We start from the raw sequence: 24,744 nt of genomic DNA on the forward strand, positions 1-24,744 counted from the left end.
TCAGGCGTCCAGGCGGTGCACGCTGCTGCCCGCCACGCTCTTGGTCACCAGCAGGCGGCTGGGCAGGCGCTCGGACAGGCTCTCCACGTGCGTGACGATGCCCACCATCCGCCCCTGCGTGCGCAGGTTCTCCAGCGCGCCCGCCACCGCCTCCAGCGCCTGCGGGTCCAGCGTCCCGAAGCCCTCGTCCAGGAACAGCGCGCCCAGAATCTTGTTCCCCGCCAGGTAGTCACTCAGCGCGATCGCCAGCGACAGGGACGCCAGGAACGTCTCCCCGCCGGAGAGGGTCTTCACGCCGCGGACCTCCCCGGCGTTCCAGAGGTCCTGCACCACGTAGTCGCCCTTTTCCAGCGCCAGCCGGTACCGGCCGTCACTGATGTCGTGCAGGAGGATGCCGGCGCGGGTGAGCAGCTGCGCCTCCACCTCCGCCAGCAGGAACTGCTGGAACTCGTTGGCCTTCAGGGTGTTCGTCAGGGTCTGCCAGGTGTCCAGCTGTCGCGAGGCCGCCTGCGCCTGCGCCTCGATGGTGCCCTTGCGGTCGAGCCGCGCCCGCAGGTCCAGTTCCGACTGCGCGAGGCGCCCGGCCTGCTCCCGGACCTCCTTCAGGGCGGCGTCCGTGGCGGTCAGGTCGCGGATGACCTGGGCCAGTTCAGCCGGATCGTACGGTGCGGCGCCCAGCTGCCGGTCCAGTTCCGCCAGCGCCTCGCGCAGCTGCGCGACCTGGGCGGTGTGCGTGCGGGCCGCCTCCTCCAGCGCCACGATGTCGGCCTCGTCCAGGCCCGCACCGCGCGCCTGCGCGGCGGTCATGCCCAGGGCGTCCAGCGCCGCCTGCAACTGGCTCTGCGCGTCCTGCGCCTCCGCGTCGCGGCTGGATGCTGCCGCCGCCGCCGACTTCAGCGTGGCTGCTGCCGCCGCCACGTCCCCCTGCGCGCGGGCCAGGGCCGCCTGCGCCTCCTGCACGCGCCGCCGGATGCCCTGAATATCCGCCAGGGCCTGCCGCCGCGCGCCGGCCGGATCGCTGCCCGCCTCACGCACGCGGGCCGCCAGCCCGGCCAGCAGCCGCTGTGCCTCGGTGGCCGGGTCGCCCGTGATCAGCGCCTCGGCGGCCCGCACGTCCTGCTCCCGGGCCTTGAGGGCCGCCTCCCAGTCGGCGACCTCGACGCGCTTGTCCTCGATCCACTTCGCTCGGGTCTTCAGGTCGGCGCGCAGCGTGCTGAAGCGGGTGCGGCGGTCGTCCAGGGTGGCCTGCAGCACCTGCACGCGGTCCTCCAGCGCGCCCAGGTTCACCACCGGCGCGTTCGGAAGCCGCTGCACGGTCTGCCCGCACAGGGGGCAGTCGTCCCCGACGTGCAGGTGCGCGCGGTGCGACGCCAGCCCCGCCTCCAGGCGGGCGGTGTCCAGGTCCTTCTGCGCGGCGTCCAGGTCGGTTTTCGCCTGCTTGCCCTCGCGTTCCACGCGGTCCCGGTCGGCGGCCTCGCGGGCCTGCAGGTCCTCCTCGGCCTTCAAGCGGGTCTGCATGGCGCCCAGGGCGGTCTTCTCGGTTTCCAGCTGCACGCGCTCCTGCCGCAGCTTCTCGGCCTTCTGCGCCGCCTCCCGCGCCGTGAAGTGCGCGTCCTCGTCCCAGGGCAGGGGACTGGGGTGCGTGGTCTGGGGCGTGCCCCCGGCGCGTTTCAGGCGGGCCGCGTCGGCCTCGGCCTCCTTGAGGGCCTCGGCGCGGGCTTCGAGGTCCGGAATGCGGGCCTCCTGTGTGGCCGCCGCCTGCGCGGCGTCCAGTGCCGCCGCCGCGGCCCGTTCCGCCTGCTGCGCGGCCGCCTCGGCCCGCGCCCGTTCGCGCGCCTCGCGCTCCTGCGCGATGCGGGTGCGCTCGGCGGTGTCCAGCAGCGGCAGCACGCCCGCCACCCGGCGGGCCCGGGCGGCCCGGTCCGCGCCCTCCTGCACGCCGGCGGCACGCAGGTCCAGGGTCCTGACGCGCAGGGCGGTGTCCTCGCGGGCGCGGTACACCTTCTCCTGATCCCGCAGGCGCTGCTGGCGGTTCTGCAGGGCCTCGCGGGTGTCGGTGAGCGCCTCGGCCCTCGCGTCCGTCGCCTCGCGCTCGGCCCGCAGGGCGGCCACGGCCTGGGCGGTCACGCCCGCGTACTCGCCGTCCAGCAGCGTGTTCAGCGACGCCGACTGGTGCTTGAGGTCCTTGGCGCGGTCCGAGGCGTAGCGCTGCATGTCCTGCACGCGGTCCAGGCCGGTCAGTTCGCCCAGCAGCGCCTGCCGGTCCTTGCCGCTGCCGTGCAGCAGCCGTGAGAACTCGCCCTGCGGCAGCATCACGCAGCGCGTGAAGTTCCGGAAGTCCAGGCCCAGCACGTCCCGGATGCGGTCGTTCACGCCACGCATCCCGCCTTCCGAGAGGTTCGTCCACCGCCCGTCCGGGTCCAGGCGCTCGAACCGCACCTCGTTCTCCGCCTGCTTGCGGCCCTTCGTGCGCGCCGCGCGGTACGTCACGCCGCCCACCTCGAAGGTCAGGGCGACATTCATGCCGCGTTCGCCCTGGCTGATCAGGGCGTCCAGCTTCGTGCTGCCCAGCCGCTCCGTCTCGCCGTACAGCGCGAAGGTCATGGCGTCCAGCAGGCTGCTCTTGCCGCTGCCGGTCGGCCCGACCAGCGCGAAGAGTTCCAGGTCCCCGAACTCCAGTTCCGTGAACTGCCGGAACGCCGTGAAGCCCTGCACCTCCAGCTTCAGGGGCCTCACGCCGGCACCCCGGCCAGTTCGGCTTCCTCTTCCCGGCCGGCCCGGTCGTGCGCCTCGCGGAAGGCGGCGCGCACGTCGTCCGGCAGTTCCCCGCGGCGCTCGTGGTAGTAACGCTCGTACAGTTCGGTGAGGCTCAGGCCCTCGCGTTTCAGTTCCGGCGCGACCAGGTCCTCCTGCAGGGCGTCCAGGTCCACGGCCAGGGTATTCGGCATGAGTTTCAGCACGCGGTCTTTCAGGCCGGGCAGGGCCGTGCCGGCCGGGGCGCGCACCACCACCTTGAGCAGCCCGGCGTAGTCCCGCATGCCGCTCAGGCGGGCCTCCACCTGGTCCAGGTCCACGCGCACCGTCCTCAGTTCCCGCCCGCTGGACAGAGGCACGGCGTGCACGCGCGCGGGTCGGCCGGCCTCCACCTCGATCAGGTTCACCTGTTTCTTCTCGCCGCCTTCCCCGAAATCCAGCTGGATGATGCTGCCCGGGTAGCAGGCGAGCGGCACCTCCCCGACCTGCTGCGGCTTGTGAATGTGGCCCAGCGCCACGTACTGCGCGCCGGCCGGGAGTTGCAGGCCGGACAGGGTGTACTGGTTGGTCAGGTCGAACTGCAGGGTGCGTTCCGACCCGCTGGGCACGGCGCCGTCCATGGTGGCGTGCGCCATGAGCATGTTCACGCTCCCGGGCCGGAAGCCCTCGCCCAGGCGCCGCAGGAAAAAGCCCATGCCCTCGCGGTACTTCTGCCGCCACGCGCCCACGTCGCCGCCCAGCAGATCGGCGGCCTTCACCAGCCGCCGTTCGGACAGGTACGGCAGGGCGCCTACCGTGAGGGTCTCGCCGCTTTTCGTGTCCACGTGCCGGACCATCTGCACGGGGTTGCCGGTGGGCTGCGCGACCACCTGAATGCCCACCCAGCCGAGCAGCCCGGTCACGCTGTCCAGCCGCGCGGCGCTGTCGTGGTTGCCGGCGATGACCACGCCCGGCACGCCGGCGTCCCGGAGTTTCAGGAAGAAGTCGAACACGGCGTGTTCCGCGTCCGCCGAGGGGTTGGCGGTGTCGAACAGGTCGCCGGACACCAGCACCGCGTCCACCCGTTCCGTGCGGGCGAGGTCCGCGATCTCGGTCAGGGCGGCGTGGATTTCCGGGGTGCGGTCGAACCCGCGCAGGGTTCGGCCCGCGTGAAAATCGGCGGTGTGAAGGACGCGCATAGCCGGAAAAATAGCATGGGGACGTGATTCCCGCCGTCCTTGGATGACAGTTCAGGCGTGCGCTCGGGGGCGTCATCCGGTGCTGTGCATAGGCCGTCGGCCTTATGCATGCCTGTTCCACGGGATCGGCCGAGGCTGCCTGGCATTTGAAAACCAAAACCCGTCAGCCGTCGGCAAGAGTCAGGCAAGTGCCGCCTGAAACTGGCATACCATTCTCGCGCTCTCTATAAATAAACCATCATCAGAATAAATTACCGGTCCTTTTGTCATAGTTCTGACGGCCTTTTTTGATAGATTACTGGCATGTACAGCACCAACCTCGATCTCATTACTCAGGCGCGGCTGCGGGAAACGCAGAACGTCGCCCTGTCCCAGAAGAAGGTGAAGCACCACTTCCCGAAATGGATCCGCCGCGCCGCCGGGAAGACCGTCTCCGGCGCCGAACAGGCCGCCCACCTCGCCCTGCACAAGCTGCACCTCGCCTGACCCCACCCGCCCTTCCCGGCGGGCGGTTTCTGCTGCGGTCAGAGCGCCGGGCTTGAGCTATGCTCTACCCCATGTCGTTCGAGCTGCCCCGCGAGCCGTTCCGCGTGACGGGCGGCGTGAACAAGGTCCGCTTCCGCGCCGAATCCGGCTTCACCGTCATGACCGCCCGCATCCGCAACCCGGAAGGCGAGGACCCGGACGCCACCGTGATCGGCGTGATGCCCCCCCTGGAAGCCGGGGACAGCTTCAGCGCCGACGTCCTGATGGAAGAACACCGCGAGTACGGCTACCAGTACCGCGTGCTGAACATGGTCCTCGAAGCCACGCCGGCCGACCTGACCGAGGCCGGCGTGGCCGCCTACCTGGAAGCCCGGGTGGGCGGCGTGGGCAAGGTGCTCGCCGGCCGGATCGCGGGCATGTTCGGACCGGCCACCTTCGACATCCTGGAAAACGAACCGGACCGCCTGCTGCAGGTGCCGGGCGTCACCCAGACCACCCTGCACAAGATGGCGAGCAGCTGGTCCCAGCAGGGCCTGGAACGCCGCCTGCTGGCCGGCCTGCAGGGCCTGGGCCTGAGCATCAGTCAGGCCCAGCGGGCCGTGAAGCACTTCGGGGAAGCGGCCCTGGAACGCCTCCAGGCAGACCTGTTCGCGCTGACGGAAGTGGAGGGCATCGGGTTCGTCACCGCCGACAAGCTGTGGCAGGCGCAGGGCGGCGCGCAGGACGACCCCCGGCGCCTCACGGCCGCCGCCGTGTACGCCCTGCAGCAGGCCGCGCAGCAGGGCGGGCACAGCTTCCTGCCGCGCGCCCGGGCGGAAAAGGGCGTGGCGCACTACACCCGCGTCACCGCCGGGCAGGCCCGCATGGCCGTGGACACTGCCGTGGAACTCGGGCGCCTCAGTGACGACACGCCCCCCCTCCTGAACACCGAGGACCCCCTGCACGACGGCACCCGCATCTACCTGCCGCACGTGCTGAAAGCCGAGAAGAAACTCGCGGGCCTGATCCGCACGATGCTCGCCACGCCCCCCAGCGACGAGTGGACCGTGCCCGCCGGCGCCGCCAAGGGCCTGTCCGAGGAACAGGCGCAGGTGCTGACCATGCTCGAGGAGCACCGGCTGGTGGTTCTGACCGGCGGGCCCGGCACCGGCAAGAGCACCACCACCCGCGCCGTCGCGGACCTCGCCGAGCGCCTGGGCCTGGAGGTCGGGCTGTGCGCGCCCACCGGCAAGGCCGCCCGCCGCCTGGGCGAGGTGACCGGCCGTACCGCCAGCACCATTCACCGCCTGCTCGGGTACGGCCCGGCCGGGTTCCGGCACAACCACCTGGAACCCGCGCCGTTCGACCTGCTGATCGTGGACGAGGTCAGCATGTGCGGCGACGGCCTGATGCTGTCCTTCCTGGCGGCGGTGCCGCCCGGCGCACGGGTGCTGCTGGTGGGCGACACCGACCAGCTGCCGCCCGTGGACGCCGGCCTGCCCCTGCTGGCCCTGACGCAGGCGGCGCCCACGGTGCGCCTGAGCCGCGTGTACCGGCAGGCGGCCGAGAACCCCATCATCCGCGCGGCGCACGGCCTGCTGCACGGCGAGGCGCCCGCCTGGGGTGACCCCCGCCTGAACCTGATCGACACCGAACCGGACGGCGGCGCCCGCCGGGTCGCCCTGACCGTCCGGGAACTCGGCGGGCCCAGCCAGGTGCAGGTCCTCACGCCCATGCGCAAGGGCCCGCTGGGCGTGGAGATGCTCAACCACCAGCTGCAGAGCCTGTTCAACCCCGGTGAGGGCGGCGTGCGCATCGCCGACGGCGAGGCCCGCGCCGGCGACGTGGTCGTGCAGACCAAGAACGACTACACCAACGAGGTGTTCAACGGCACCCTGGGCACCGTCCTGAAGGCCGAGGGCGCCCGCCTCACCGTGGATTTCGACGGGAATATCGTGGAACTTGCCGGCGCGGAACTGTTCAACGTGCAGCTCGGCTACGCCCTGACCGTGCACCGCTCCCAGGGCAGCGAGTGGGGCACCGTGCTGGGCGTGCTGCACGAGGCGCACATGCCCATGCTGTCCCGCAACCTCGCGTACACCGCCCTGACCCGCGCCAGGGACCGCTTCTACGCCGCCGGGTCGCCCAGCGCGTGGCAGAAGGCCGCCACCCGCCAGCGCGAGGAGCGGCACACCGCCCTGCTGGAACGCATCCGCGCCCGCTAGGCCGCGGCCTAACGGTTGAAGAACAGCGGAGCCGCGTTGATGAACTGCACCGCCGCCGCCGGCAACAGGGGCAGCAGCGCCCCCGCCAGAGCCCGGCCCACCGAGCCGGTCAGCGTGCGGAACGCCACGAAGGCCAGCGCCGCCTGCGCCACCGTGCCCAGCACCGCCACCGCCGTGTACAGCGTGGCGGCCGCGCCCCCGGCCAGCACGTGCAGCGCCGCCCGTTCCACGCCGGCCTCGGGTATGCCGGACGGGACCACGGGTGCCGGGGTCAGCACGGCCAGGACCGCCACCAGCAGGTACAGCGGGATCGTCAGCGTGTGCGTCGCGGCGTACACCTCGGCCGGGCGGCCCTCCCGGCGGGTGGCGACGTACCCCAGGCCCCACTGGATCAGGTACGCGAACAGTCCCAGGAACACCCCGCCCATCACGTTCGTGAGGTGCGTGGAGAAGGTGAACGAGCCCGGCGCCGCCAGATTCACGGCCGGGCGCACCAGCAGCGCGTACGCCACCCCGGACAGCAGCGCGGCCACGCCCGGCGCCGCCAGGTACCGCGTGAGCGCGGGTTCGGTCGGGGCCAGGGCGCGGGCGAACGCGGCGGGCCGCCAGGTGATCTCGGCGGGCAGGGGAGCCTCGGCAGGACGGGGGGCGGGTGGGGGAGAGCGGCGGGCCATCGGCGTCACTGTACGCTGTCCCGCGCCGCCCACCACCCCGCCACGCCCGGCCCCAGCCAGCGCCACAGCAGCAGAAGCAGCAGGGCGTACACGGCGAGCATCAGCGCCAGCCCCCAGCCGCTGCGCGCCAGCTTCCGCGGATGCCGCGCCGCTTCCGCTCGGGCGTCGGCCAGCACCGCCGGCGGAACCAGCCGCAGCGCCAGCCACAGGCCCGCCGGCACCAGCAAAAGGTCGTCCAGGTAGCCCAGCACCGGAATGAAATCCGGAATCAGGTCAATGGGGCTCAGGGCGTACGCCAGGACCAGCAGCGCCACCGCCCGCGCCGGCCACGGCGTGCGGGCGTCGCGCGCCGCGTGGCTCAGCGCGAGCAGTTCGGCCTTGAGGTGCCGGGCCGCACGCCTGAGCCGGTCCAGCAGCCCCGGCCGGCCGCTCAAGGCAGCGCGCCCTGCAGGTCCGTGACGGCCAGCCGCACCGCCGGGAACGAGTACAGCACCGCCAGCACCCCGAACAGCACGATCACGGCGTATGCGCCGCTCAGCCACGGGCCGGGGCGGGCGCCCACGGTCGTGTCGGCGCGGGGTTGCAGCCACAGGTGCAGCACCAGCAGGACCACGCTCCCGAACCCCAGGGCGCCCAGCATCAGCGGCGTGCGCAGCGCCGGGTTCTGGAGCAGCTCCGTGGCCTGCGACGGATCGGCCAGCGACCCGGCCAGGTCGCCGTTGCGGCTCAGCCACGCGCCCAGGCCCACCGCCAGCGTGTTGTTCAGCGCGTGCAGGATCACGGCGTTCCAGAGGCTGCCGGTGTGCTGCACCACCCGCGCCAGCACGTACGCCAGCGGCACGATGCCTGCAATGGCGGCCGGCACGCCGTGCGCCACCGAGAACGCCACCGTGCTCGTCACGGCCGCCAGCCCGAATCCGCGGGCGTGTTCGTGCCCGCGCATCATCAGGCCGCGGAAGGCGATCTCCTCCAGCAGGGGAATCAGCAGGCCCGCCGAGAGCAGCAGCAGCCACAGGTCCGGGCCGCTGCTCAGGAACTGCGGCACGCTGTCCGCCGCGTCCGGGAACAGCGTCACGTACGCCAGCACGAACGCCCGCGAGGCCAGGAACGCCAGCACGAACGCGCCCAGCGCCACGCCCCAGTCCGGACGGGTGCGCCAGCGGACATCCTGCAGCAGGGCGTTCACCGCCGGGCGGAACAGCAGCACCGCCACCAGAATGTTCACGATCACCGACCCCAGCAGCGCCGCGCCGAGCGGCACGCCCTGCCGCGCCAGCACCGCCGCCACGACGTTCTGCACGACCAGCAGCGTCAGGGCGGCGCGGTTGCCGTCCAGGGCGCGGATCAGCGGGCGGGCCGGCACGGCGGGAACGGGAGAGGCCCGGTCCTCGGGCCACAGGGGAGAAGCGGGGTCCGGCGCGGTCATGCCCGCAGCCTACCCCGGCCCGCCCGCGCTCAGGCGGTCAGGACGCCGATGGCCCCTTCCAGCGCCTCGTCGCTCACCTGGTGGTGCAGCACGAAACGCACGCTGCCCGGCCCCAGCGCGCTGGCGCGCACGCCGCGCGCGTCCCATTCCTCCACCCTCTGCTGGGCGTCCGGGAGGTCCACGTAGATGATGTTCGTCTGCACCGCCGCGAGGTCCACGCGGTACCCGGCGTCCACCAGCGCCCCGGCCAGCTGCCGGGTGCGGCGGTGGTCGTCGTTCAGGCGGGCCGGGCCGTCCCGCAGGGCCACCAGGGCCGCGGCGGCCAGCACGCCGGCCTGCCGCATCCCGCCGCCCAGCATCTTGCGGTAGCGGTGCGCCTGCTTCATCGCCTCGCGGCTGCCGGTCAGGACGCTGCCCACCGGGGCGCCCAGGCCCTTGCTGAGGCACACGCTGACCGTGTGGAAGTGCCGGGTGATCTCGTGCAGCGGCACGTCCAGCGCCGCGGCGGCGTTGAACACCCGCGCCCCGTCCAGGTGCAGCGGCAGGCCCTCATCGTCCGCGACCGCGCGGATCTGCGCGAGCACGTCCAGCGGGATCACGGTGCCGCCGGCCTTGTTGTGCGTGTTCTCCAGGCTGATCAGGCCCGTCGGGGACTGGTGCACGCTGCGGCGCACCGCGGCGCGCACCTGAGCCGGGTCCGGCACGCCCAGCGGCGCCGGCACGAAGCGCGGCACCACGCCGCTGAAGGCCGCCATCATGCCCAGCTCCCACTCGTAGATGTGCGAGCCCTCGGCGCACACGACCTCCTCGCCCCGGCGGGTGTGCACGGCGATGGCGACCTGGTTGGTCATGCTGCCGGACGGCATGAACAGCCCCGCCTCGTGACCCGTCAGGCGGGCCACCTCGGCCTGCAGGGCGTTCACGGTCGGGTCCTCGCCGTACACGTCGTCGCCGACCTCGGCGCGGGCCATCGCTTCCCGCATCTCGGGGGTGGGGGTGGTCACGGTATCGGAACGGAAATCGGCAATCACTTTTCGGCGGGCAGCGGTGTCCGGCAGGGTCATGCCCCGAGGCTACGACGTTCCGGACCCCGGGGAGGGTTTCCCGGTAACCTTTTCCGCTTCCGGCAGCGGGGGGGTATCCGTGCCGGCGTCCTTGGCCTGCTGTACCTCGCCGGCCTGCTGCTGCACCTTCTCCACCACCCCTTCCGGCACGTTCGCGCCGGGCACGGCGACCCGCGTGGGGTTCTCTTCCAGCGGCCGGGTCGCGCCGCTGATCAGCATGCGCGCCACCTGCTCCCGGATGCGGCGCATGGACGCGTACGCGAAGATGCGCTGCAGCGCCCGCCCGAAAATCCGGAACCCCAGGCGGTACAGCGGATTCCGGATGAAGTCCCGCTGCGACACGGCGTGAATGCGGAACATCACCCGCCCCGTGCTCAGGTGCTTGTGCACGCTGAAGTCGATCTGGCCCTTCTCGAAATGCCCTTCCAGCGTGCGGTACCCATACCCCCACACCTGCTCCTGCCCGCCGTCCGGGAGGAGCCGCGTCTCGTCGATCACGTTCACCACCCGCGCCCCGAACCAGAAGGTCAGAAACAGGAAGCGGCCCCGCAGCAGCATCACGCGCTCTTCCAGCGGCGTGTCCGGCACGAAGATCCCGCTGATCAGCCACGGCGGCGGGAAACTGTAGTTGCGCAGCACCTGCGTGGCCGCCCGGAAGGCCCCGTGCGGCTCCGCGAACCCCGGCGCCTCACCCGGCAGTTCCGTCTCGTAGTCGTCGATGCGCCAGCCGTTCCCGGCGTTGTACTCGCTGATGCGCGTCTCGTCGAAGTTCGCCTTCGCCTTCGCGAAGGCCTCCAGCCGGGCCTTCTGCACCTCGTACAGCGGCGGGCGGCCCGGCCCGCGCACGCGGGGCGCCGTCACACGTCCCCGGTGGTGCGCGGGTGCGCCGCGTCCACGCCGCTGTGGTCCTCGCGCACGGCGGCCTCGGGGTCCGGCACGTCCTGGTAATCGTCCTCGGTGATCGTCCGGACCTGCACGTCCCCGAACTTCTCCCCGCCGCTGCGCTCGGCGACCCGCTCGCAGAAGGTCCGCCACGTCACCTCCTGCATGCGCTTGCCCACGCCCAGCGTGTCGTACGCGAACGCCACCAGCCCGTCCCGGGAGCGGGCATGCGAGCGGATCTCGAAATGCAGGGCGTCCGGCAGCTGCTCGTGGGGCGTCAGCGAGAACCGGATACGGCCCGCCTCCGGGTGGTCCTCCAGCGTCACCAGCTCGAAGGCCAGCGGCTCCACCTCCACCACCCGCACCTCGCCGTTCCAGGGGCCCAGGATGCGGATGTGGAACTCGTCGCCCTTGCGCAGCCGGTCCGGCTGCCCGCAGGTCTTTTCGAAGTCCGCCAGCAGGTCCGGGGCGTAGTCGTGCAGGTTCAGCTGAATGTCCTCCATGAGTTCTTCCGCCGTTTTCGTGGGCTGGCAGATCTCCACCCAGTACCGGCGCTCCAGCAGGGCGCCACTTCCCTCGGCGGACTTCTGCACCGCCTTGCTCTCCGCAGGGTTGCTCATGAGCCCAGTGTCTGCCCGGCCCGACCGCGGCGGGTGGGGCGGACTTGAGACGTTGTTCAGACGCCCGGCGCGGGACTGGCGGCCGTTCCTGAGGCGCCGGTCATCCGGCCGCGCCCCTCGTGCGCCAGACTGCCGGCATGACCTCACCCCGCGCCGTCCGCCAGGAGGCCACGGGACCCCCGTGGCCGGTCCTGGCCCTGTCGGCCCTGTTCGCGTTCACGGGCGTGATGCACTTCGTGAAGCCCGCCCTGTTCGACGCCCTGGTGCCCGGCTGGGTGCCGCTTCCGGCCCGCACCGCCGGCCTGCTGGCCGGCGCCGCGGAACTGGCGGGCGCGGCCGGACTGCTGCCCCCCGCCACGCGCCCGGCCGCGCGGGTGGGGCTGCTCGCGCTGCTGGTGGCGGTGTTTCCGGGGAACCTGCACATGGCCCTGAACGCCGCGCAGTTCCCGGTGCCCGCCTGGGTCGCCTGGGCGCGCCTGCCGCTGCAACCGCTGCTGATGTGGGTGGTCTGGCGCGCCGGAAGGACTCGCCCCTGAGGCCGGCCGGGCGGGCGTTACAGGGGCTGGGCGGGCGGGGCGGCCCGCAGCCGGCAGCCGAACTCATACACGCCGTCCGCTCGGCGCTCCGTCCGCGTGAACGCGCCGTCCGACACGGCGTGCGCCTCCCGCACGAAATCCGTGAACAGCGTGAAGCCCGCCCCCTGCGCGGCGGCCAGCGTCTCGTTGACATCGACCAGCGCGCGGATCGCCTGAGCAAACGCCGCTTCACCGGGGTCGCCAGGGGTGCGTTCGGCCGTCACCTGCGCCACGCCCCCGACGCTCTCGCAGGGCCGCCCGGTCATCGCCAGGGCGTGGCGATTCACCTCGGCCCGCAGGGCCGGCGTCACGGGTACCGGCTGGGTGCCCGCCAGCGCCGGGCCGGCCAGCAGGGCGACCAGCAATGCGGAGCGCCTGGCCCCCCTCACGCGCCGGCCCCCACAGGCTCGGGAGAGAGGTGATCCGTCAGGGCCAGGCTGGAGCCCACCACCCGCAGGCCGTCCAGCGTGAGGACGCTGTACGCCGTGTTGCCGTGCAGGGTGGTGCCCGCCGCGAAGGCCCGGGCGTAGTCCAGGCCCAGCAACCGGCACAGCAGGCCCGTGATCGCGATGCCGTGCGATACGAGCACCAGCGTCTCCCCGGGCGCCGGCGCGAGGGCCGCGAGCACGCCGTGCACCCGGTCGGTCACCTCGCCGGGCGTCTCCCCGCCGGGCGCGGCGCACGCCGGGTCGCCCCCCCAGAAGCGGGCGTGCCGGTCCGGGTCGGCCGCCTGGATGTCGTCCAGCCGCTGGCCCTCCCAGTCGCCCATGCGGATCTCGCGCAGCGCCCCATGCAGCGTGACCGCGCCGCCCAGCACGGCTTGCAGCGCGCCGGCGGTCTGCGCGGCGCGCCTCAGGTCACTGCTGTGAAGGCGGGGCGCGCGCACGCCCCGGGCGTGCAGGTGGGCGGCCAGTTGCCGGGCCTGCGTCAGGCCCACCTCGTCCAGCGGCGTGTCGCTGTGCCCCTGCAGGCGCCGGCCGGCGTTGTGGGCGGTCTGCCCGTGGCGCACCACGATCAGGCGGGAGTGGGCGCGGCCGGCCTGGGGCCAGGGCGTGCGGTCGGGGGCGGGATGGGTCATGAACCCCCCTAAACTACGGCATGACCACCACCACGCCCGCCGCCCCGCCGGCCGCGCCGGCCCTGCCCCGCGTGTACCGCGCCTCCACGCGGCAGAACCTCGTCACCATGCTGCTCGGCTGGTGGCTGCTGGTGGGCCTGTTCGTGGACGGCTGGGCGCACAACACCTACGGCGAGTCGTTGGAGACCTTCTTCACGCCGTGGCACGCGGTCTTCTACAGCGGGTTCCTGGCGGTCGCGGCGTGGTGCCTGCTGCTCGCCCGGCGCGGCTGGCAGGCGGGCCGGCGGGGCCTGGCGGCCTTCCCGGACGGGTACGGGCTCGCGGCGCTGGGCGTGCCGGTGTTCGCGCTGGGCGGCCTGGGGGACATGCTCTGGCACGTCACGTTCGGGATCGAGGTGGGCATCGAGGCGCTGCTGTCCCCCACGCACCTGCTGCTGTTCTCGGGCGGCGTGATGCTGGTGGGCACGCCCCTGAACGCCGCGTGGCGCACCCCGGCCGGCCGGCAGGCCCCGGCTGCCGTGCGCTGGACGGCCGCGCTGTCCGCCGCGTCGCTGCTGTCGGTCACGGCGTTCATGCACATGTACATGTGGGGTCTGCTGATCGTCCCGCAGGGCCTGGGCTGGGTGCAGACCCGCGGGGAACTCAGTGCCGTGCTGCTCACCGCACTGATCCTCGCAGGGCCCGTGCTGCTCACGCTGCGCCGCTTCGACCTGCCGTTCGGGGCGGTCACGCTGATGTACGGCCTGGCGAACCTGGGCATGGCGGTCATGCTCTCGCCCGGCGACTTCCGGGTGCCGCTGCTGGCCCTGCTGACCGGTCTCCTCGCGGACGTGCTGGCCGCCCTGCTGCGCCCCGCCCCGGGCCGCGTGTGGGCCTGGCGCCTGTTCGCGTTCCTGCTGCCGCTGGCCGTGTGGGTGCCGTACCTGGGCGGCGTGGTCCGGCTGGGCCTGAGCAACCTCAGCCTGGAACTGTGGCTGGGCGTGGCGGTCATGAGCGGCCTGGGGGGCGTGGCCCTGAGCGTCCTTCTGGTGCCGCCCGCCGTGCCCGCCGGGGTGGACGCCGACACCTGAGCCCGGATCAGTGGTGGTGCGGGGCCGCCGGGACCGGGGGCGCCCCCTCTCCCAGCCGTTTCAGGAGGCCGGTCATGGTGGCGATCTCGCCCTGCTGCGAGGCTCGCACCTGCCGCGCGAGGCGCTGCACCTCTGGGGGCAGGCCGCGCTCCGGCAGCCCGTCCACCATCGCCACGGCGCCCTGGTGGTGGCGGATCATCAGCCGCAGGAACTGTGCCTGCGCGGTTGCGGGCGGCAGGGTCTGCAGGGAGGCGAGTTCGGCCCCGGTGGCCATGCCCATCGTCCGGGCGTGGGCGTCCGTCATTTCCGGTCCCGGCCCCTGGCCCCACAGGGTGAGCCAGCCGTGCATCTGCCGGACCTGCTCGGTCTGGGACAGCTCGATGTCCAGCGCCAGGGACCGCACGGTGCGGTGGGCCGGCCGCGCCCGGATCAGGCGGGCCATCGTGACGGCCTGATCGTGATGGCGGATCATGCCCTGTGTGAACGTCACGGCCGGGCTGCCCGCCGCCGGGCGTGCGGGCCGCAGGCTGAAAAGCGTGCCGCCCAGCGCCGCCAGGAGCACTGCCAGCAGGGCCAGCAGCGCAGGAACGCGCCGGACGCTACGGGCAGAGCCCGTCATACATCCGCTGCCGGTCCCGGAAGGCGGCCTTCTGCGCGTCGGTGGTGCGGTCCACGCACTGGGGGCAGCTCACGCCCCGCTCGAACGCCGGGCTGCCCAGGTCCTCCGCGGTCAGCGGCCAGCCGCACGAGTGGCACATCTCGCCGCTCCCGGGAGTGAGGCCGTGCCCGACCGTGACCCGGCCGTCGAACACGAAGCACTCGCCCTCCCAGCGGCTCTCTTCCGGGGGCACGTCCTCCAGGTAGCGCAGGATCCCGCCCTGCAGGTGGTACACGTCCCGGAAGCCCTTTTGCAGCAGCAGGCTGGTGCTCTTCTCGCAGCGGATGCCGCCGGTGCAGAACATCGCGATCTTCTTGCCCTCGGCGCCCTGCAGGTGCTCGTCCACCCAGGCGGGAAAGTCCCGGAAGGCGTCCAGGCCCGGGTCCACGGCGCCCTGGAAGGTGCCGGCCTTCACCTCGTAGCGGTTGCGGGTGTCCACGACGATCACGTCGTCCTGCGCCAGCAGGGCGTTCCATTCCTGCGGGGTCAGGTACGTGCCGACCTGCTCGCGCGGCTCGACCGGTACGCCCAGCGTCACGATCTCCTGTTTCAGCCGCACCTTAAGCCGCCGGAAGGGCCGGGTGGGCGCCCCGCTTTCCTTGTATTCCATACGCGTGAAGCCCAGCGAGATCAGCGTGTCGTGCAGCGCCGCGATGCCCTCCCGGGACCCGGCGACCGTGCCGTTGATGCCCTCGGGGGCAATCAGCAGCGTGCCGCACAGGTCCAGGCTGCGGGCCAGGGCCAGCAGCCTGTCCCGCAGGGCGGCCGGGTCCTCCACCGGGCGGAACTGGTACAGGGCGGCGACCGTCCAGGGCAGGTCGGTCGGCGGGGGGGCAGGGGAGACAGGGGGGGTGCTCATGGTGGGGGGCGCCGCGCGGCGGTCACCCGCGAGTATAGAAGGCCCCGGTCCCGGACCTGCGCGGGGCCGGCTCTGCTACGCTCCGGGACGGCATGACCACCCTGATCAGCGCGGAGCACGTCACCGTGACCTTCGGGGACCGCGCCGTCCTGAACGGCGTGGACCTGAGCCTCGCGGACGGCGAGCGGCTGGCGCTGCTGGGCCGCAACGGCAGCGGCAAGACCACGCTGCTGCACGTCCTGCACGGCGACCGCCGCCCCGACGAGGGCAGCGTCTGGCACGCCCCGGACCTGCGGGTGGCCTTCCTGCACCAGCACCACGCGCACCCGCCCGGGCTGAGCGTGCAGGCCCTGCTGGACGCCGCGCACCCCTACCGCGAGCAGGAAACGCAGCTGCTCGCCCTGGAAGCCGACCTCGGCGACCCGGAGCGCCTGCACGCCTGGACGGCCCTGCACGCCCGGCTGGAAAGCGCGCAGTCGTACGCGTGGCCGTCACGGGTGCGGCGCATCCTGGGCATGCTGGACCTCACCCGGTTCCTGCACCGCGACGCCGCCACGCTCTCCGGTGGCGAACGCACCCGGCTGGCCCTGGCGCTCGCGCTGGCCCGCGAACCGGACCTGCTCATGCTGGACGAACCCACCAACCACCTGGACATCCGCATGCGCGAGTGGTTGGAAGGCTGGCTGCGGGCGTTCCCGGGCGGCGTGATGCTCACCAGCCACGACCGTGACTTCCTGGACGCCGTCGCCACCCGCTCCCTGTGGCTGGAGGCGGGCGGGGCCACGCCCTACCCGGGGGGGTACAGCCGCGCGTCCGCCCAGCGGGACCTGGAGCGGCGCACCCAGGCCCGCGCGCACCGCCTGGGCACCCGCGAGGCCGGCCGGCTCCAGGACAGCGTGGAGTGGCTGGACCGCCGCGGCCGGCGCAGCCGCGCGGTGAAGACCCGCGCCGGGCGCGTGGAGGTCGCCGAGGCCCCCCTGCCCGAACGGCAGCTCACCATGCGGCTGCTGGCCGGCACCGCCCGCGCCGGCCTGGTCGCCTGGGGCGAGCACCTGAGCCGCACGTACGGCGAGCACGTCATCCTGCGCGGCGCCGCGTTCCGGCTGCGGCAGGGAGACCGCGTGGCCCTGATGGGCGCCAACGGCACCGGCAAGACCACCCTGATGCGCCTGCTGGCCGGCGACCTCGCCCCGGACCCGCCCGCGCCCGGCGAGGACGCGCCGCTGCTGCGGGTGTCCCCGGGCGTCACGGTCGCCAGCCTGGACCAGATCGGGCACGGCCTCACGCCCGGCGTGCCGCTGCACGCGCAGTTCACCGCCCGTTTCGGCACGCGCGCCCGGGCGCTGCTGGGCCGCGCCGGATTCACCGCCGACGACTGGCCCAAACTGCCCGAGGTGCTCTCCGGGGGGGAACGCGCCCGTGCCGGGCTGGCCCTGGTCAGCGCCCTGCGCGCCGACCTGCTGCTGCTGGACGAACCCACCAATCACCTGGACGTGGAGGCCCTTCAATCCCTGGAGGCCGCCGTGCACGCCTACGGGGGCGCGGTGGTGATCGTTACGCACGACCGCCGCTTCGCGCGGGAGGTCGCCAACCGCCTGTGGGTGATCGAGGACGCCACGCTGCGCGAGGTGGCCGGCTGGGGCAGCCGCGAGTACCGCGACCCCGCCGCCCACCTGACTGGCGACCCACCCCCACCCCCGCCGCCGCCCAGCGCCCGGCAGCGCATGGTGGTCGTGGAGCATGAACTGCACGCCATCCGCACCGAGCTGGACCGCCCGCCGGGCAGCCTGACCGGGCGGGAGGAGGGCCGCCTGCGGTCCCGCGCGCACCACCTGCAGGGCGAACTGCACGACCTGTACGCCGACGTGTTCGGCGCCCCGCAGTTCGACGCCGAGGTCCGCGAGCCCCCCCTCACGGTCCGCGCCCAGCGGTTCGGGGACGGCCCGCACGGCGGCGGCATGTTCTGGGCGGCGCGGGACCCGGAGTGCCCGCACCTCGCCTGGGACGGCTACGTGCTGCGCTTCAGCGCCGCGCCGCCCGGGTGGTACGGCGCGGCGCTGCTGGCCGGCGCGTTGCGCATCTTGTTCGAACGCTGGAACGTGGGGCGCGCGCAACTCGGCAAGGACGGCCCGGTGCTCACGCGGCGCAGCTACTTCGAGCGCACCGGTGTGATCCGGTGACGGACGGCCTCTCGCCGGGTAGCGTCCATACCGCTCACGTTGCCGGCTGACCGCGTGAGAACCGAGGCCCCTCCCCGCTCGTGGGCGGCCCCGTGCTCTTCCTGAGGCAGGGCGCGCCGGCGGACTGGCTGCGTTGGGTATACTTCCGCCCATGGAAGACCAGATCAAGGGCCGTCTCGGCGGCGCAGACGGGTATGACATCCGCTGCGTCATCGACGGTGACACCATCAAGGGCCGCGCGGGCGGCAAGCTGCACGGCAAGGACATCGAACTCGAAATCACCGAACGCGGCGTGCAGGGCACCGTCGGCGCGGAAAGCGTGAAGATCGAACTGACCGAGGGCGAACTGCGCGGCAACGTCGGCTCTCAGAAACTCACCCTGCGCGGCGTGGACCGCGTGACCGGCTTCATGGGCGAACCCATCGTCGGCTGGAACATCGTCGCGCAGCAGCAGGGCGAGAACCTCCAGGGGCAGCTGGGCAGCACCATCCTCGGCCGGCCCTTCGAGCTGAAGCTCGGCAGCGCCCCCGGCTGGGTGGGCGCCCTGGTGGCGGTCGTGGCGTTCTACGCCCTGGAACCCCGCGCCAGCCTGAGCCGCTGAGCTGGTCTTTCGCCCATGGCCGCACCCTGACCGGTGCGGCCCTTCTGGTTCAGGACCGCGCCACGGCGCCGTGATCCAGTCCGTTCCTTTCAGGAGGTCCCGATGACCCAGCTGCCCCCCGAACCCGGCGTGCCCGCCCACTGGGGCCGGGCGTACACCGCGCCGGACGTGACCGTGTACTACGACGCGCGGCGCTGCATTCACTTCGCGGCGTGCGTGCGTGGCCTGCCGCAGGTGTTCAACCCGGACGCCCGCCCCTGGATTCAGGCGGGCGCGGCGACAGCTGTGGAGGTCGCCGAGGTCGTGCGCCGCTGCCCGACCGGCGCCCTGCACTACGTGCTTCGGGACGGCCCGGCCGAACAGTCGGAGCCGGCCACCGTGGACGTGCGGGAGAACGGCCCGAACTTCGTGCGCGGTGACCTGACCGTTTCCGCGCCGGGCGGCATGGTCCGCGATACCCGCGTGGCCCTGTGCCGTTGCGGCGCCAGCAGCAACAAACCCTACTGTGACGGCACGCACCGCCAGATCGGCTTTCAGGCCCCTGGCGGCGAGAAACTCAACCGGAGCTGAACCCCAGGAGGGCCCGCATGGTCGAAGTCAGGAAGAACGAGGAGAGGCAGCGGTACGAGGCGATGGTGGACGGCCAGGTGGCCGGGTTCGCCGAGTACCGCCCGGTGGGGAACGCCGTGATGCTGCCCCACACCGAGGTGAACAGTGCGCACGAGGGCGGCGGCGTGGGCAGCGCCCTGGCCCGGCACGCGCTGGACGACATCCGCTCGGCGGGCAAGCAGGTGATTCCGATGTGCCCGTTCATCGCGGCGTACATCCGCCGGCACCCGGAGTACGTGGATCTGATTCACCCGCAGCAGCGCGGCGTGTTCGGCGTCTGAGCACGGAAACGGAGGCAGGCCCCCGGTCCGGGGGCCTGCCTCCTTCTGCATCTGGGGTCAGTCGCGGTTGAACAGGTTGAGCAGCATCAGGAACATGTTGATGAAGTCCAGGTACAGCGCCAGAGCGCCGTTGATCGCGGCGCGTTCGGCCATCTCGCCCTGTACGCCGCTGAGGGCGAGGTTGCGCAGCATCTGGGTGTCGTACACGGTGAGGCCGGCGAACAGCAGCACGCCGAGGACGCTGATGCCCAGGGTGAGGGCGCCGCTGCCGATGAACATGTTGACGAGCATGGCGACCAGCAGGCCGATCAGGGCGAACATGAAAAAGCGCCCCATGCCGCTCAGGTCACGTTTGATCAGGAAGCCGGCGGCGCTGGTCAGGGCGAAGGTGCCCGCGGCGGTCGCGAAGGCGGGGATGACGGCGGGGGAGTTCAGCAGGGCGCTGAAGGTCAGGCCGGTCAGGCCGGCGTAGGCGATGAACAGCATGCCGGCGACCGTGCTGTTCAGGCGCTGCGCGAACATGCTGAGGAAGAACACGATGCCCAGCTGGGCGATCATCAGCGGGAAGCGCAGGCTCATGACGGTGGCGTACAGGTCGGCGTTCTGGAAGGTGAGGTAGGCGACCCCGGCGGTGAGGGCCAGACCGGCGGCCATCCAGGAGTACGTGCGCGCCATGAAACTGCGGACGAGATCAACGGTGCTTGCCCGTGTGGTGGGATAGGTCTGCATACGCAGTACAGTACGACACCGCGCCCGTCCGGGTTCCCGTCATTTCCGTCTGGAAAGGATCACCCTTTTCAGCGGGGTTCGCGGATCAATAGCGCCAGCGGGAAGTCCTCCAGGATCTTCGCCAGCGGCACCTTCAGCGTCCTCGCGTTCAGCCGCTCGCCTGTCAGCACGTTCCGGTACGTGCCGGTCCGCGGCAGCGTGAGGGTCCGGCGGCCCCAGGCGTCCCCCAGCGCCCAGGGCGCGCGCTCCCGCGTCAGGCTCAGCGTGAGGCGCGGCGCGACCGTCACGGCGACCCCCGACCCATGCTCCCGCGCGAAGGCCAGCAGGAACTTCCCACCGTCCAGCGGCGTGTAGCCGCCCGCACCGAACAGCTCCGGATGAGCAGCCCGGGCCTGAAGCGCCGCCCAGGTCACCAGCGTCTTCACCTCTCCGGTGGGGTGGGCCTCCAGCAGGCGCCGCGCCAGCGCCAGGTCATGCCCGCGTTCCAGGCGGCCCAGCGTGCGGGCCAGCCGCGCGTAGTCCACCGGGCGGCGGTTGTCCGGGTCCACCAGGGACAGGTTCCAGCCCTCGCAGCCCTGGTAGGTGTCCGGCACGCCCGGCGCGGTCAGGCGCACCAGCGCCCCGCTCAGGCCGTTCTGCGCCCCGTACGGACTGATCCGCTCGTGCAGCGCGCGCAGCCCGGCCCGGAAGCCCTCGTGGGCCAGCAGGCTGCGCGTGAAGGTGTCCAGCGCCGCCTCGTACGCCGGGTCCGGCGCCGCCCAGCTCGTGCGCAGCTTGGCCTCCCGCGCCGCCTTGAGCATGTAGGTCGAGAGCCGGTCCACGAAGTCCTCCGGCTCGCCGTTCAGCGGGTGGGCGCCCAGCGCGTTCTGCAGCAGCGTGTACACGTCGTGCAGGCTGGGTGCCGGGCCATCCGGCGACGGTGATTGCAGCGAGCGGAACAGGCCCGACCACTCGCTCAGGAATGCCGCCCAGGTCTGCGGCAGCTCCGAGAGCACGTGCAGGCGCGCGCGGGTGTCCTCGCCGCGCTTGGTGTCGTGCGTGCTGCCGGCCAGCATCGCGTGAGGCCAGTGCTCCGCCCGCGTCCGCGCCGCCGCGTGAAAGGCCCGCACCGGCGTGCCGAAATGCCCCGGGTCGCTGCCCACCTCGTTCAGGGACAGCAGCCGCGCGTAGCGGTAGAAGGCCGTGTCCTCCGCGCCCTTGGCGGTCACCGGGCCGGTCAGCTGCTGGAACTTCAGCGCGAAGTCCGCGTACCGCTCCCGCGTGGCCGGGTCCGGGTGGCTCAGCGTCAGGACCGCGTGCAGGAAATCGAACACGCTGGAGTCCAGCGGCGCGCCGCCCTGCCGGTTGCGTGCCCTCGCCTCCTGCACCGCCTGCGCGAGGTACCCGTCGTCCCCGGGCTCCCGCTCGCCGCTGGCGCGCACGTACGTGCGGTACACCGGGAAGGCCGCGATCACCTCGCGGATCGCGGCGCGCAGGGCGCTCAGCGTGAAGTCCCGCGCCGACAGGTCGTCCTCCGACAGCCGCTCCAGGTGCTCGGCGAGCACGTTCACCTCGCCCGGCAGGCTCTGGCGCTGCACCAGCAGCTTGCCGCGGTACAGGTGCGCCGGGTACGGGTCGCGGTCCCCGGTGAAGCGCCGGTAGATGCCGCTCAGGTCCTCCTCGGCGGCGCCGTCCACGAACACGCCGTTCAGTTCCGCCAGGAAGTCGTACCCGGTCGTGCCGTGCACCGCCCAGTCCCCGGGCAGCCGTTCGCCCGGCTCCAGGATCTTCTCCGCCACCACGTACAGTGGCCGTCCGTCCGCGCCCCCTTCCCGGCCCAGGACCCCAGCAGCCGCGCGCTGCAGGTCCCGGAAGTATCCGGCCGGGTCGTACAGCCCGTCCGTGTGGTCCAGCCGCACGCCCTGCACCACGCCGTCCCGGATCAGCTCCAGCAGTTTCGCGTGCGCCCAGGCGAACACCCGCGGGTCCTCCATGCGCAGTGCCGCGAGGTCGTTGATGTCGAAGAAGCGGCGGTAGTTGATCTCCTCGGCCGCGACCTTCCAGTACGCCAGCCGGTAGTTCTGCTCCGCGATCAGGGCGTCCAGGCGGGTCGGGTCGGCGTTCATGGCGGCCACCGCGGCGTCCAGCACCCGCGCCACCGCCGGGGACCGTGCCGCCAGATCCTCCAGGCGCCGGGTGACCACCCCGGCCTCCTGCGCGCGGGCCTCCCGGTCGGCGTCGCTGAGGTCCGGGGCCACGCTGCGCGGCAGGTTCTCCACGCTCCGCGCGACGCTGCCCAGTTCCGCCCGCACGTCCTCCGGCACGCTCCGCGGCAGCTCGTCTTCCAGGCCCGCCAGCAGCAGGATCAGGCTTCGGGGCGAGAGCGGCAGCGCCCGGCCGTACAGCCGCAGCACAAACCGCCCTCCCTCCCGTTCCAGCCGCAGTTCGCCGCTGTCCAGCACGCGGCCGTACTGCTCACCCAGCACCGGCAGCAGCACCTTGCCTTCCAGGGCGCGCTTCAGGGGCCGCCACGCGATGTCGAAGAAGTGCGCGTACCGGCTGGCCTGCCCGTGCATCAGCACGTCCTCCCAGTACGGGTTGTGGCCGCCCGCGATGCCCATGTGATTGGGCACGAAATCCACGATCAGGCCCAGCTCCAGGTCCCGTGCCCGGGCCGCCAGCCGCCGCAGGCCCGGTTCACCGCCGAGTTCCTCGTTCACGCGGGCGTGGTCGGTCACGTCGTACCCGTGCGTGCTGCCCGGCGTGCTCGCCCAGATGGGGGAGAGGTACACGTCCGTGACGCCCAGCCGCTTCAGGTACGGCAGCTGACGCGCGGCGGCCGCGAAGGGAAAGTCCCGGTGGAGTTGCAGGCGGTACGTGGCGCCGGGCACGTGCGCGGTCCCGTCCGTCATGCGCCGCTCCCCAGCAGCGCGGCCTCACCCGGGGCCAGCGGCGCCTCGCCGGAGTCCGGGCCCTCGCTGCGCAGCAGCAGCCCACCGGACAGCGGGAACGGCAGCTCCAGCTCCGCCGGGACCAGCGGGGCCGCGGCCAGGTTCCACAGCAGCACCCGTTCGCCGGCCGGCGCCTGCCAGCGCACCCACAGCACGTCGCCCACGTGCCCGGCGGTCAGGGCCGCGCGGTCGCGGTGGCGCAGCACCGGGTCCTCCCGGCGCCGGCGCAGCAGCGCGCGGTACAGCGCCAGCGTGCGGGCATGCTCCTCCTCCCTGCGTTCCGCCCAGTTCAGCTTCGCGGCGCGGAAGGTCGCCTCGTCCTGAGGGTCCAGCACCTCCGTCCCCGCGAAGCCCGCGAAATGCCCGAACTCCCGGCGGCGGCCCTCGGTCACCAGCTGGCCCAGCTCCGCGTGGTGGTCGCTGAAAAACGGGAACGGTGTGCCGGCCGCCCATTCCTGCCCCATGAACAGCAGCGGCGTCATCGGCAGGCTCAGCAGCATCGTGGACGCCCCCCGGTAGACCGTCATGGAGACGTGCGGCAGATCGTTCAGGCGGTCCCCGACCGGGCGGTTTCCCACCTGATCGTGGTTCTGAATGTAGTACACGAGATTCGGCGCGCGCAGGGCGTCGGCCGGCCGGCCGCGCGGCTCGCCTTCCAGCGGCCACTCCTGACCCTCGAACACCCAGCCGCGCCGGATCACGTGCGCCAGCGCCGCCGCGCCGCCCTGGTACGGCGCGTAGTAGCCGTCCCGGTCGCCGGTCAGCGTGACCCGCACCTCATGGTGGAAGTCGTCCACCCAGATGCCGTCCAGGCGGTGCTCCGTCACCAGTTCCGGCAGGTTGCGGTAGTCCTCGGCGAGCAGCAGGTGCGTGCCCCTCAGCCGGTGCACCTCGTCGGCCAGTTCGGCCAGGATGTGCACCGGGCTGTCGTCCCGGATCTCCTGCGTGGCGTCCAGCCGCAGGCCGTCCAGGCGGTACTCGCGCAGCCACATGCGGGCGTTCCCGGTCACGAGGCGGCGCATGTGCGGCTCGGCGTAGTCCAGGCCCTCGCCCCACGCGCTGTGAAACCGGTCGGTGAAGTAGGTGGGGCTGTAGGCCCGCAGGTAATTCCCGTCCGGCCCGAAGTGGTTGTACACCACGTCCAGGAACACCGCCAGGCCCAGGCCGTGCGCGGCATCCACGAAGGCCATCAGGTCCTCCGGGCGGCCGTACGGGGCGTGCGGGGCGTACAGGGCCACGCCGTCGTACCCCCAGCCGTGCCGGCCCGCGAACGCCGCCACCGGCATCAGCTCGATGGCCGTGACGCCCAGGTCCACCAGGTCCGGGAGCCGCTCCATCGCCGCGCGGTACGTGCCCTCCGCCGTGAAGGTCCCCACGTGCAGTTCATAGAAAACGCAGTCCTCCAGCGCGACGCCGCGCCAGTCCGGGTGCTGCCACGCGAAGGCGGTGAGGTCCATCACCTCCGCCTCGCCGTGCACCCCGTCCGGCAGGAACCGCGCGTAGGGGTCCGGGCGTTCCATGCCGTCCAGCAGGAACAGGTACCGCGCGCCCGGCCCCACCGGCAGCACCACCTCGAAGATGCCGCCTTCCAGGGGAGTCATGGGGTGCGTGGCCCCGTCCACCCGCACAGCCGCCTCACGGGTCACGGTGGACCACAGGCGGAAGCGGGTGCCGGACCCGTCGGGCAGCGGGTGGGCGCCCAGCCGGGTGGCGAGCAGGTCGGAATCGTCGAACGGGGGGGTCGGTGTCGCATCGGTCATAGCAGGTGCCTCGCTTCGGCCGGGCGGCGCCGGCCGTCTCCCGGCGGCCCTCGTTCGGGCTGCTGGAGACGGCCGGCCCGCCGCGTTGCGCCCACCCTAACCGAGCCGGGAACGCGGGCCGCGCGG

The 24,744-nt window shown here is 72.7% G+C and carries 23 protein-coding genes; 8 read left to right on the forward strand and 15 right to left on the reverse strand.

Annotated features, from left to right (window positions below):
• Both DFI_RS05685 and DFI_RS05690 read right to left on the reverse strand, forming a co-directional pair.
• Nucleotides 1–2,736, reverse strand: a complete 2,736-nt coding sequence (locus tag DFI_RS05685; RefSeq protein ID WP_027462463.1) for an AAA family ATPase — start codon at nucleotides 2,734–2,736, stop codon at nucleotides 1–3.
• Complete coding sequence (locus DFI_RS05690) at nucleotides 2,733–3,932, reverse strand: metallophosphoesterase family protein (protein WP_027462464.1); 1,200 nt, start codon at nucleotides 3,930–3,932, stop codon at nucleotides 2,733–2,735. The genes DFI_RS05685 and DFI_RS05690 overlap by 4 nt, the downstream gene beginning before the upstream one ends.
• Before the next feature lie 303 nt (nucleotides 3,933–4,235).
• Between DFI_RS05690 and DFI_RS05695 the strand changes: the two genes are divergently transcribed.
• Both DFI_RS05695 and recD2 read left to right on the forward strand, forming a co-directional pair.
• Nucleotides 4,236–4,418 (forward strand): hypothetical protein, encoded by a 183-nt coding sequence (locus tag DFI_RS05695; protein WP_022799644.1) that lies wholly within the window; start codon nucleotides 4,236–4,238, stop codon nucleotides 4,416–4,418.
• Nucleotides 4,419–4,489: 71 nt separating this feature from the next.
• Nucleotides 4,490–6,622 (forward strand): SF1B family DNA helicase RecD2, encoded by a 2,133-nt coding sequence (recD2, locus tag DFI_RS05700; RefSeq protein WP_027462465.1) that lies wholly within the window; start codon nucleotides 4,490–4,492, stop codon nucleotides 6,620–6,622.
• Between the two features lie 8 nt (nucleotides 6,623–6,630).
• Here the strand turns inward: recD2 and DFI_RS05705 are convergent, their stop codons facing one another.
• The 6 genes from DFI_RS05705 to DFI_RS05730 are packed head-to-tail and all read right to left on the reverse strand — an operon-like array spanning nucleotide 6,631 to nucleotide 11,288.
• Nucleotides 6,631–7,296 (reverse strand): hypothetical protein, encoded by a 666-nt coding sequence (locus DFI_RS05705; RefSeq protein ID WP_027462466.1) that lies wholly within the window; start codon nucleotides 7,294–7,296, stop codon nucleotides 6,631–6,633.
• 5 nt (nucleotides 7,297–7,301) lie between these two features.
• Nucleotides 7,302–7,712, reverse strand: a complete 411-nt coding sequence (locus DFI_RS05710) for a YkvA family protein (protein ID WP_027462467.1) — start codon at nucleotides 7,710–7,712, stop codon at nucleotides 7,302–7,304.
• Nucleotides 7,713–7,726: 14 nt separating this feature from the next.
• On the reverse strand, nucleotides 7,727–8,722 hold the full coding sequence (locus DFI_RS05715) for a CPBP family intramembrane glutamic endopeptidase (protein ID WP_027462468.1): 996 nt from the start codon (nucleotides 8,720–8,722) through the stop codon (nucleotides 7,727–7,729).
• A gap of 29 nt (nucleotides 8,723–8,751) precedes the next feature.
• Nucleotides 8,752–9,786, reverse strand: coding sequence for a threonine aldolase family protein (locus DFI_RS05720; RefSeq protein WP_027462469.1), 1,035 nt, complete (start codon nucleotides 9,784–9,786; stop codon nucleotides 8,752–8,754).
• A 9-nt stretch (nucleotides 9,787–9,795) separates the two neighbouring features.
• Entirely contained in the window at nucleotides 9,796–10,647 is an 852-nt protein-coding gene (locus DFI_RS05725; protein ID WP_244940331.1) for a DUF1990 domain-containing protein, read from the reverse strand.
• Nucleotides 10,644–11,288 (reverse strand): DUF1990 family protein, encoded by a 645-nt coding sequence (locus DFI_RS05730; protein ID WP_022802288.1) that lies wholly within the window; start codon nucleotides 11,286–11,288, stop codon nucleotides 10,644–10,646. The genes DFI_RS05725 and DFI_RS05730 overlap by 4 nt, the downstream gene beginning before the upstream one ends.
• Before the next feature lie 137 nt (nucleotides 11,289–11,425).
• Here DFI_RS05730 and DFI_RS05735 point away from each other — a divergent pair, with 137 nt between their 5' ends.
• Complete coding sequence (locus DFI_RS05735) at nucleotides 11,426–11,824, forward strand: DoxX family protein (protein WP_027462470.1); 399 nt, start codon at nucleotides 11,426–11,428, stop codon at nucleotides 11,822–11,824.
• A 17-nt stretch (nucleotides 11,825–11,841) separates the two neighbouring features.
• Here the strand turns inward: DFI_RS05735 and DFI_RS05740 are convergent, their stop codons facing one another.
• Nucleotides 11,842–12,252: a hypothetical protein gene (locus tag DFI_RS05740; RefSeq protein ID WP_155864514.1), complete on the reverse strand. Its 411-nt coding sequence runs from the start codon at nucleotides 12,250–12,252 to the stop codon at nucleotides 11,842–11,844.
• Nucleotides 12,249–12,941 (reverse strand): histidine phosphatase family protein, encoded by a 693-nt coding sequence (locus DFI_RS05745; RefSeq protein ID WP_027462472.1) that lies wholly within the window; start codon nucleotides 12,939–12,941, stop codon nucleotides 12,249–12,251. The genes DFI_RS05740 and DFI_RS05745 overlap by 4 nt, the downstream gene beginning before the upstream one ends.
• A 20-nt stretch (nucleotides 12,942–12,961) precedes the next feature.
• Here DFI_RS05745 and DFI_RS05750 point away from each other — a divergent pair, with 20 nt between their 5' ends.
• On the forward strand, nucleotides 12,962–14,011 hold the full coding sequence (locus DFI_RS05750; protein WP_027462473.1) for a hypothetical protein: 1,050 nt from the start codon (nucleotides 12,962–12,964) through the stop codon (nucleotides 14,009–14,011).
• Nucleotides 14,012–14,018: 7 nt separating this feature from the next.
• Here DFI_RS05750 and DFI_RS05755 read toward each other — a convergent pair whose 3' ends face one another.
• Together DFI_RS05755 and trhO are read right to left on the reverse strand one after the other, a co-directional pair.
• The gene (locus DFI_RS05755; RefSeq protein WP_027462474.1) at nucleotides 14,019–14,630 is read right to left on the reverse strand and encodes a DUF305 domain-containing protein; all 612 of its coding nucleotides are present in this window, start codon (nucleotides 14,628–14,630) and stop codon (nucleotides 14,019–14,021) included.
• On the reverse strand, nucleotides 14,611–15,528 hold the full coding sequence (trhO, locus tag DFI_RS05760; RefSeq protein ID WP_051307618.1) for an oxygen-dependent tRNA uridine(34) hydroxylase TrhO: 918 nt from the start codon (nucleotides 15,526–15,528) through the stop codon (nucleotides 14,611–14,613). The genes DFI_RS05755 and trhO overlap by 20 nt, the downstream gene beginning before the upstream one ends.
• 92 nt (nucleotides 15,529–15,620) lie before the next feature.
• On the opposite strand from trhO, the gene DFI_RS05765 reads away from it, so the two are divergent.
• The 4 genes from DFI_RS05765 to DFI_RS05780 all read left to right on the forward strand — a co-directional run bounded on the left by DFI_RS05765 (nucleotide 15,621) and on the right by DFI_RS05780 (nucleotide 19,199).
• A complete protein-coding gene (locus tag DFI_RS05765; RefSeq protein ID WP_027462476.1) occupies nucleotides 15,621–17,708 on the forward strand; it encodes an ABC-F family ATP-binding cassette domain-containing protein in 2,088 nt (695 codons plus the stop codon).
• 151 nt (nucleotides 17,709–17,859) lie between these two features.
• On the forward strand, nucleotides 17,860–18,309 hold the full coding sequence (locus tag DFI_RS05770) for a hypothetical protein (protein WP_022802281.1): 450 nt from the start codon (nucleotides 17,860–17,862) through the stop codon (nucleotides 18,307–18,309).
• 102 nt (nucleotides 18,310–18,411) lie between these two features.
• Nucleotides 18,412–18,879, forward strand: a complete 468-nt coding sequence (locus tag DFI_RS05775) for a (4Fe-4S)-binding protein (protein WP_051307620.1) — start codon at nucleotides 18,412–18,414, stop codon at nucleotides 18,877–18,879.
• Nucleotides 18,880–18,896: 17 nt separating this feature from the next.
• On the forward strand, nucleotides 18,897–19,199 hold the full coding sequence (locus DFI_RS05780; RefSeq protein ID WP_027462477.1) for a GNAT family N-acetyltransferase: 303 nt from the start codon (nucleotides 18,897–18,899) through the stop codon (nucleotides 19,197–19,199).
• Between the two features lie 57 nt (nucleotides 19,200–19,256).
• Here DFI_RS05780 and DFI_RS05785 read toward each other — a convergent pair whose 3' ends face one another.
• From DFI_RS05785 to treZ, 3 genes are all read right to left on the reverse strand, one after another.
• A complete protein-coding gene (locus DFI_RS05785; protein WP_027462478.1) occupies nucleotides 19,257–19,928 on the reverse strand; it encodes a Bax inhibitor-1/YccA family protein in 672 nt (223 codons plus the stop codon).
• Nucleotides 19,929–19,996: 68 nt separating this feature from the next.
• Nucleotides 19,997–22,819, reverse strand: coding sequence for a malto-oligosyltrehalose synthase (gene treY, locus DFI_RS05790; RefSeq protein ID WP_027462479.1), 2,823 nt, complete (start codon nucleotides 22,817–22,819; stop codon nucleotides 19,997–19,999).
• Nucleotides 22,816–24,618 (reverse strand): malto-oligosyltrehalose trehalohydrolase, encoded by a 1,803-nt coding sequence (gene treZ, locus DFI_RS05795; protein WP_027462480.1) that lies wholly within the window; start codon nucleotides 24,616–24,618, stop codon nucleotides 22,816–22,818. Before treZ ends, treY begins: the two co-directional genes overlap by 4 nt.
• Nucleotides 24,619–24,744 lie beyond the last annotated feature (126 nt).

The sequence above is a fragment of the Deinococcus ficus genome (assembly GCF_003444775.1).
Classification (GTDB): Bacteria; Deinococcota; Deinococci; order Deinococcales; family Deinococcaceae; genus Deinococcus; species Deinococcus ficus.

Bases quoted from the DNA above. Each gene is read 5' to 3' on its own strand.
- DFI_RS05690 (WP_027462464.1), bottom strand. From the start codon at position 3,932: ATGCGCGTCCTTCACACCGCCGATTTTCACGCGGGCCGAACCCTGCGC.
- DFI_RS05695 (WP_022799644.1), top strand. From the start codon at position 4,236: ATGTACAGCACCAACCTCGATCTCATTACTCAGGCGCGGCTGCGGGAA.
- recD2 (WP_027462465.1), top strand. From the start codon at position 4,490: ATGTCGTTCGAGCTGCCCCGCGAGCCGTTCCGCGTGACGGGCGGCGTG.
- DFI_RS05705 (WP_027462466.1), bottom strand. From the start codon at position 7,296: ATGGCCCGCCGCTCTCCCCCACCCGCCCCCCGTCCTGCCGAGGCTCCC.
- DFI_RS05715 (WP_027462468.1), bottom strand. From the start codon at position 8,722: ATGACCGCGCCGGACCCCGCTTCTCCCCTGTGGCCCGAGGACCGGGCC.
- DFI_RS05720 (WP_027462469.1), bottom strand. From the start codon at position 9,786: ATGACCCTGCCGGACACCGCTGCCCGCCGAAAAGTGATTGCCGATTTC.
- DFI_RS05730 (WP_022802288.1), bottom strand. From the start codon at position 11,288: ATGAGCAACCCTGCGGAGAGCAAGGCGGTGCAGAAGTCCGCCGAGGGA.
- DFI_RS05735 (WP_027462470.1), top strand. From the start codon at position 11,426: ATGACCTCACCCCGCGCCGTCCGCCAGGAGGCCACGGGACCCCCGTGG.
- DFI_RS05745 (WP_027462472.1), bottom strand. From the start codon at position 12,941: ATGACCCATCCCGCCCCCGACCGCACGCCCTGGCCCCAGGCCGGCCGC.
- DFI_RS05750 (WP_027462473.1), top strand. From the start codon at position 12,962: ATGACCACCACCACGCCCGCCGCCCCGCCGGCCGCGCCGGCCCTGCCC.
- DFI_RS05755 (WP_027462474.1), bottom strand. From the start codon at position 14,630: ATGACGGGCTCTGCCCGTAGCGTCCGGCGCGTTCCTGCGCTGCTGGCC.
- trhO (WP_051307618.1), bottom strand. From the start codon at position 15,528: ATGAGCACCCCCCCTGTCTCCCCTGCCCCCCCGCCGACCGACCTGCCC.
- DFI_RS05765 (WP_027462476.1), top strand. From the start codon at position 15,621: ATGACCACCCTGATCAGCGCGGAGCACGTCACCGTGACCTTCGGGGAC.
- DFI_RS05770 (WP_022802281.1), top strand. From the start codon at position 17,860: ATGGAAGACCAGATCAAGGGCCGTCTCGGCGGCGCAGACGGGTATGAC.
- DFI_RS05775 (WP_051307620.1), top strand. From the start codon at position 18,412: ATGACCCAGCTGCCCCCCGAACCCGGCGTGCCCGCCCACTGGGGCCGG.
- DFI_RS05780 (WP_027462477.1), top strand. From the start codon at position 18,897: ATGGTCGAAGTCAGGAAGAACGAGGAGAGGCAGCGGTACGAGGCGATG.
- DFI_RS05785 (WP_027462478.1), bottom strand. From the start codon at position 19,928: ATGCAGACCTATCCCACCACACGGGCAAGCACCGTTGATCTCGTCCGC.
- treY (WP_027462479.1), bottom strand. From the start codon at position 22,819: ATGACGGACGGGACCGCGCACGTGCCCGGCGCCACGTACCGCCTGCAA.
- treZ (WP_027462480.1), bottom strand. From the start codon at position 24,618: ATGACCGATGCGACACCGACCCCCCCGTTCGACGATTCCGACCTGCTC.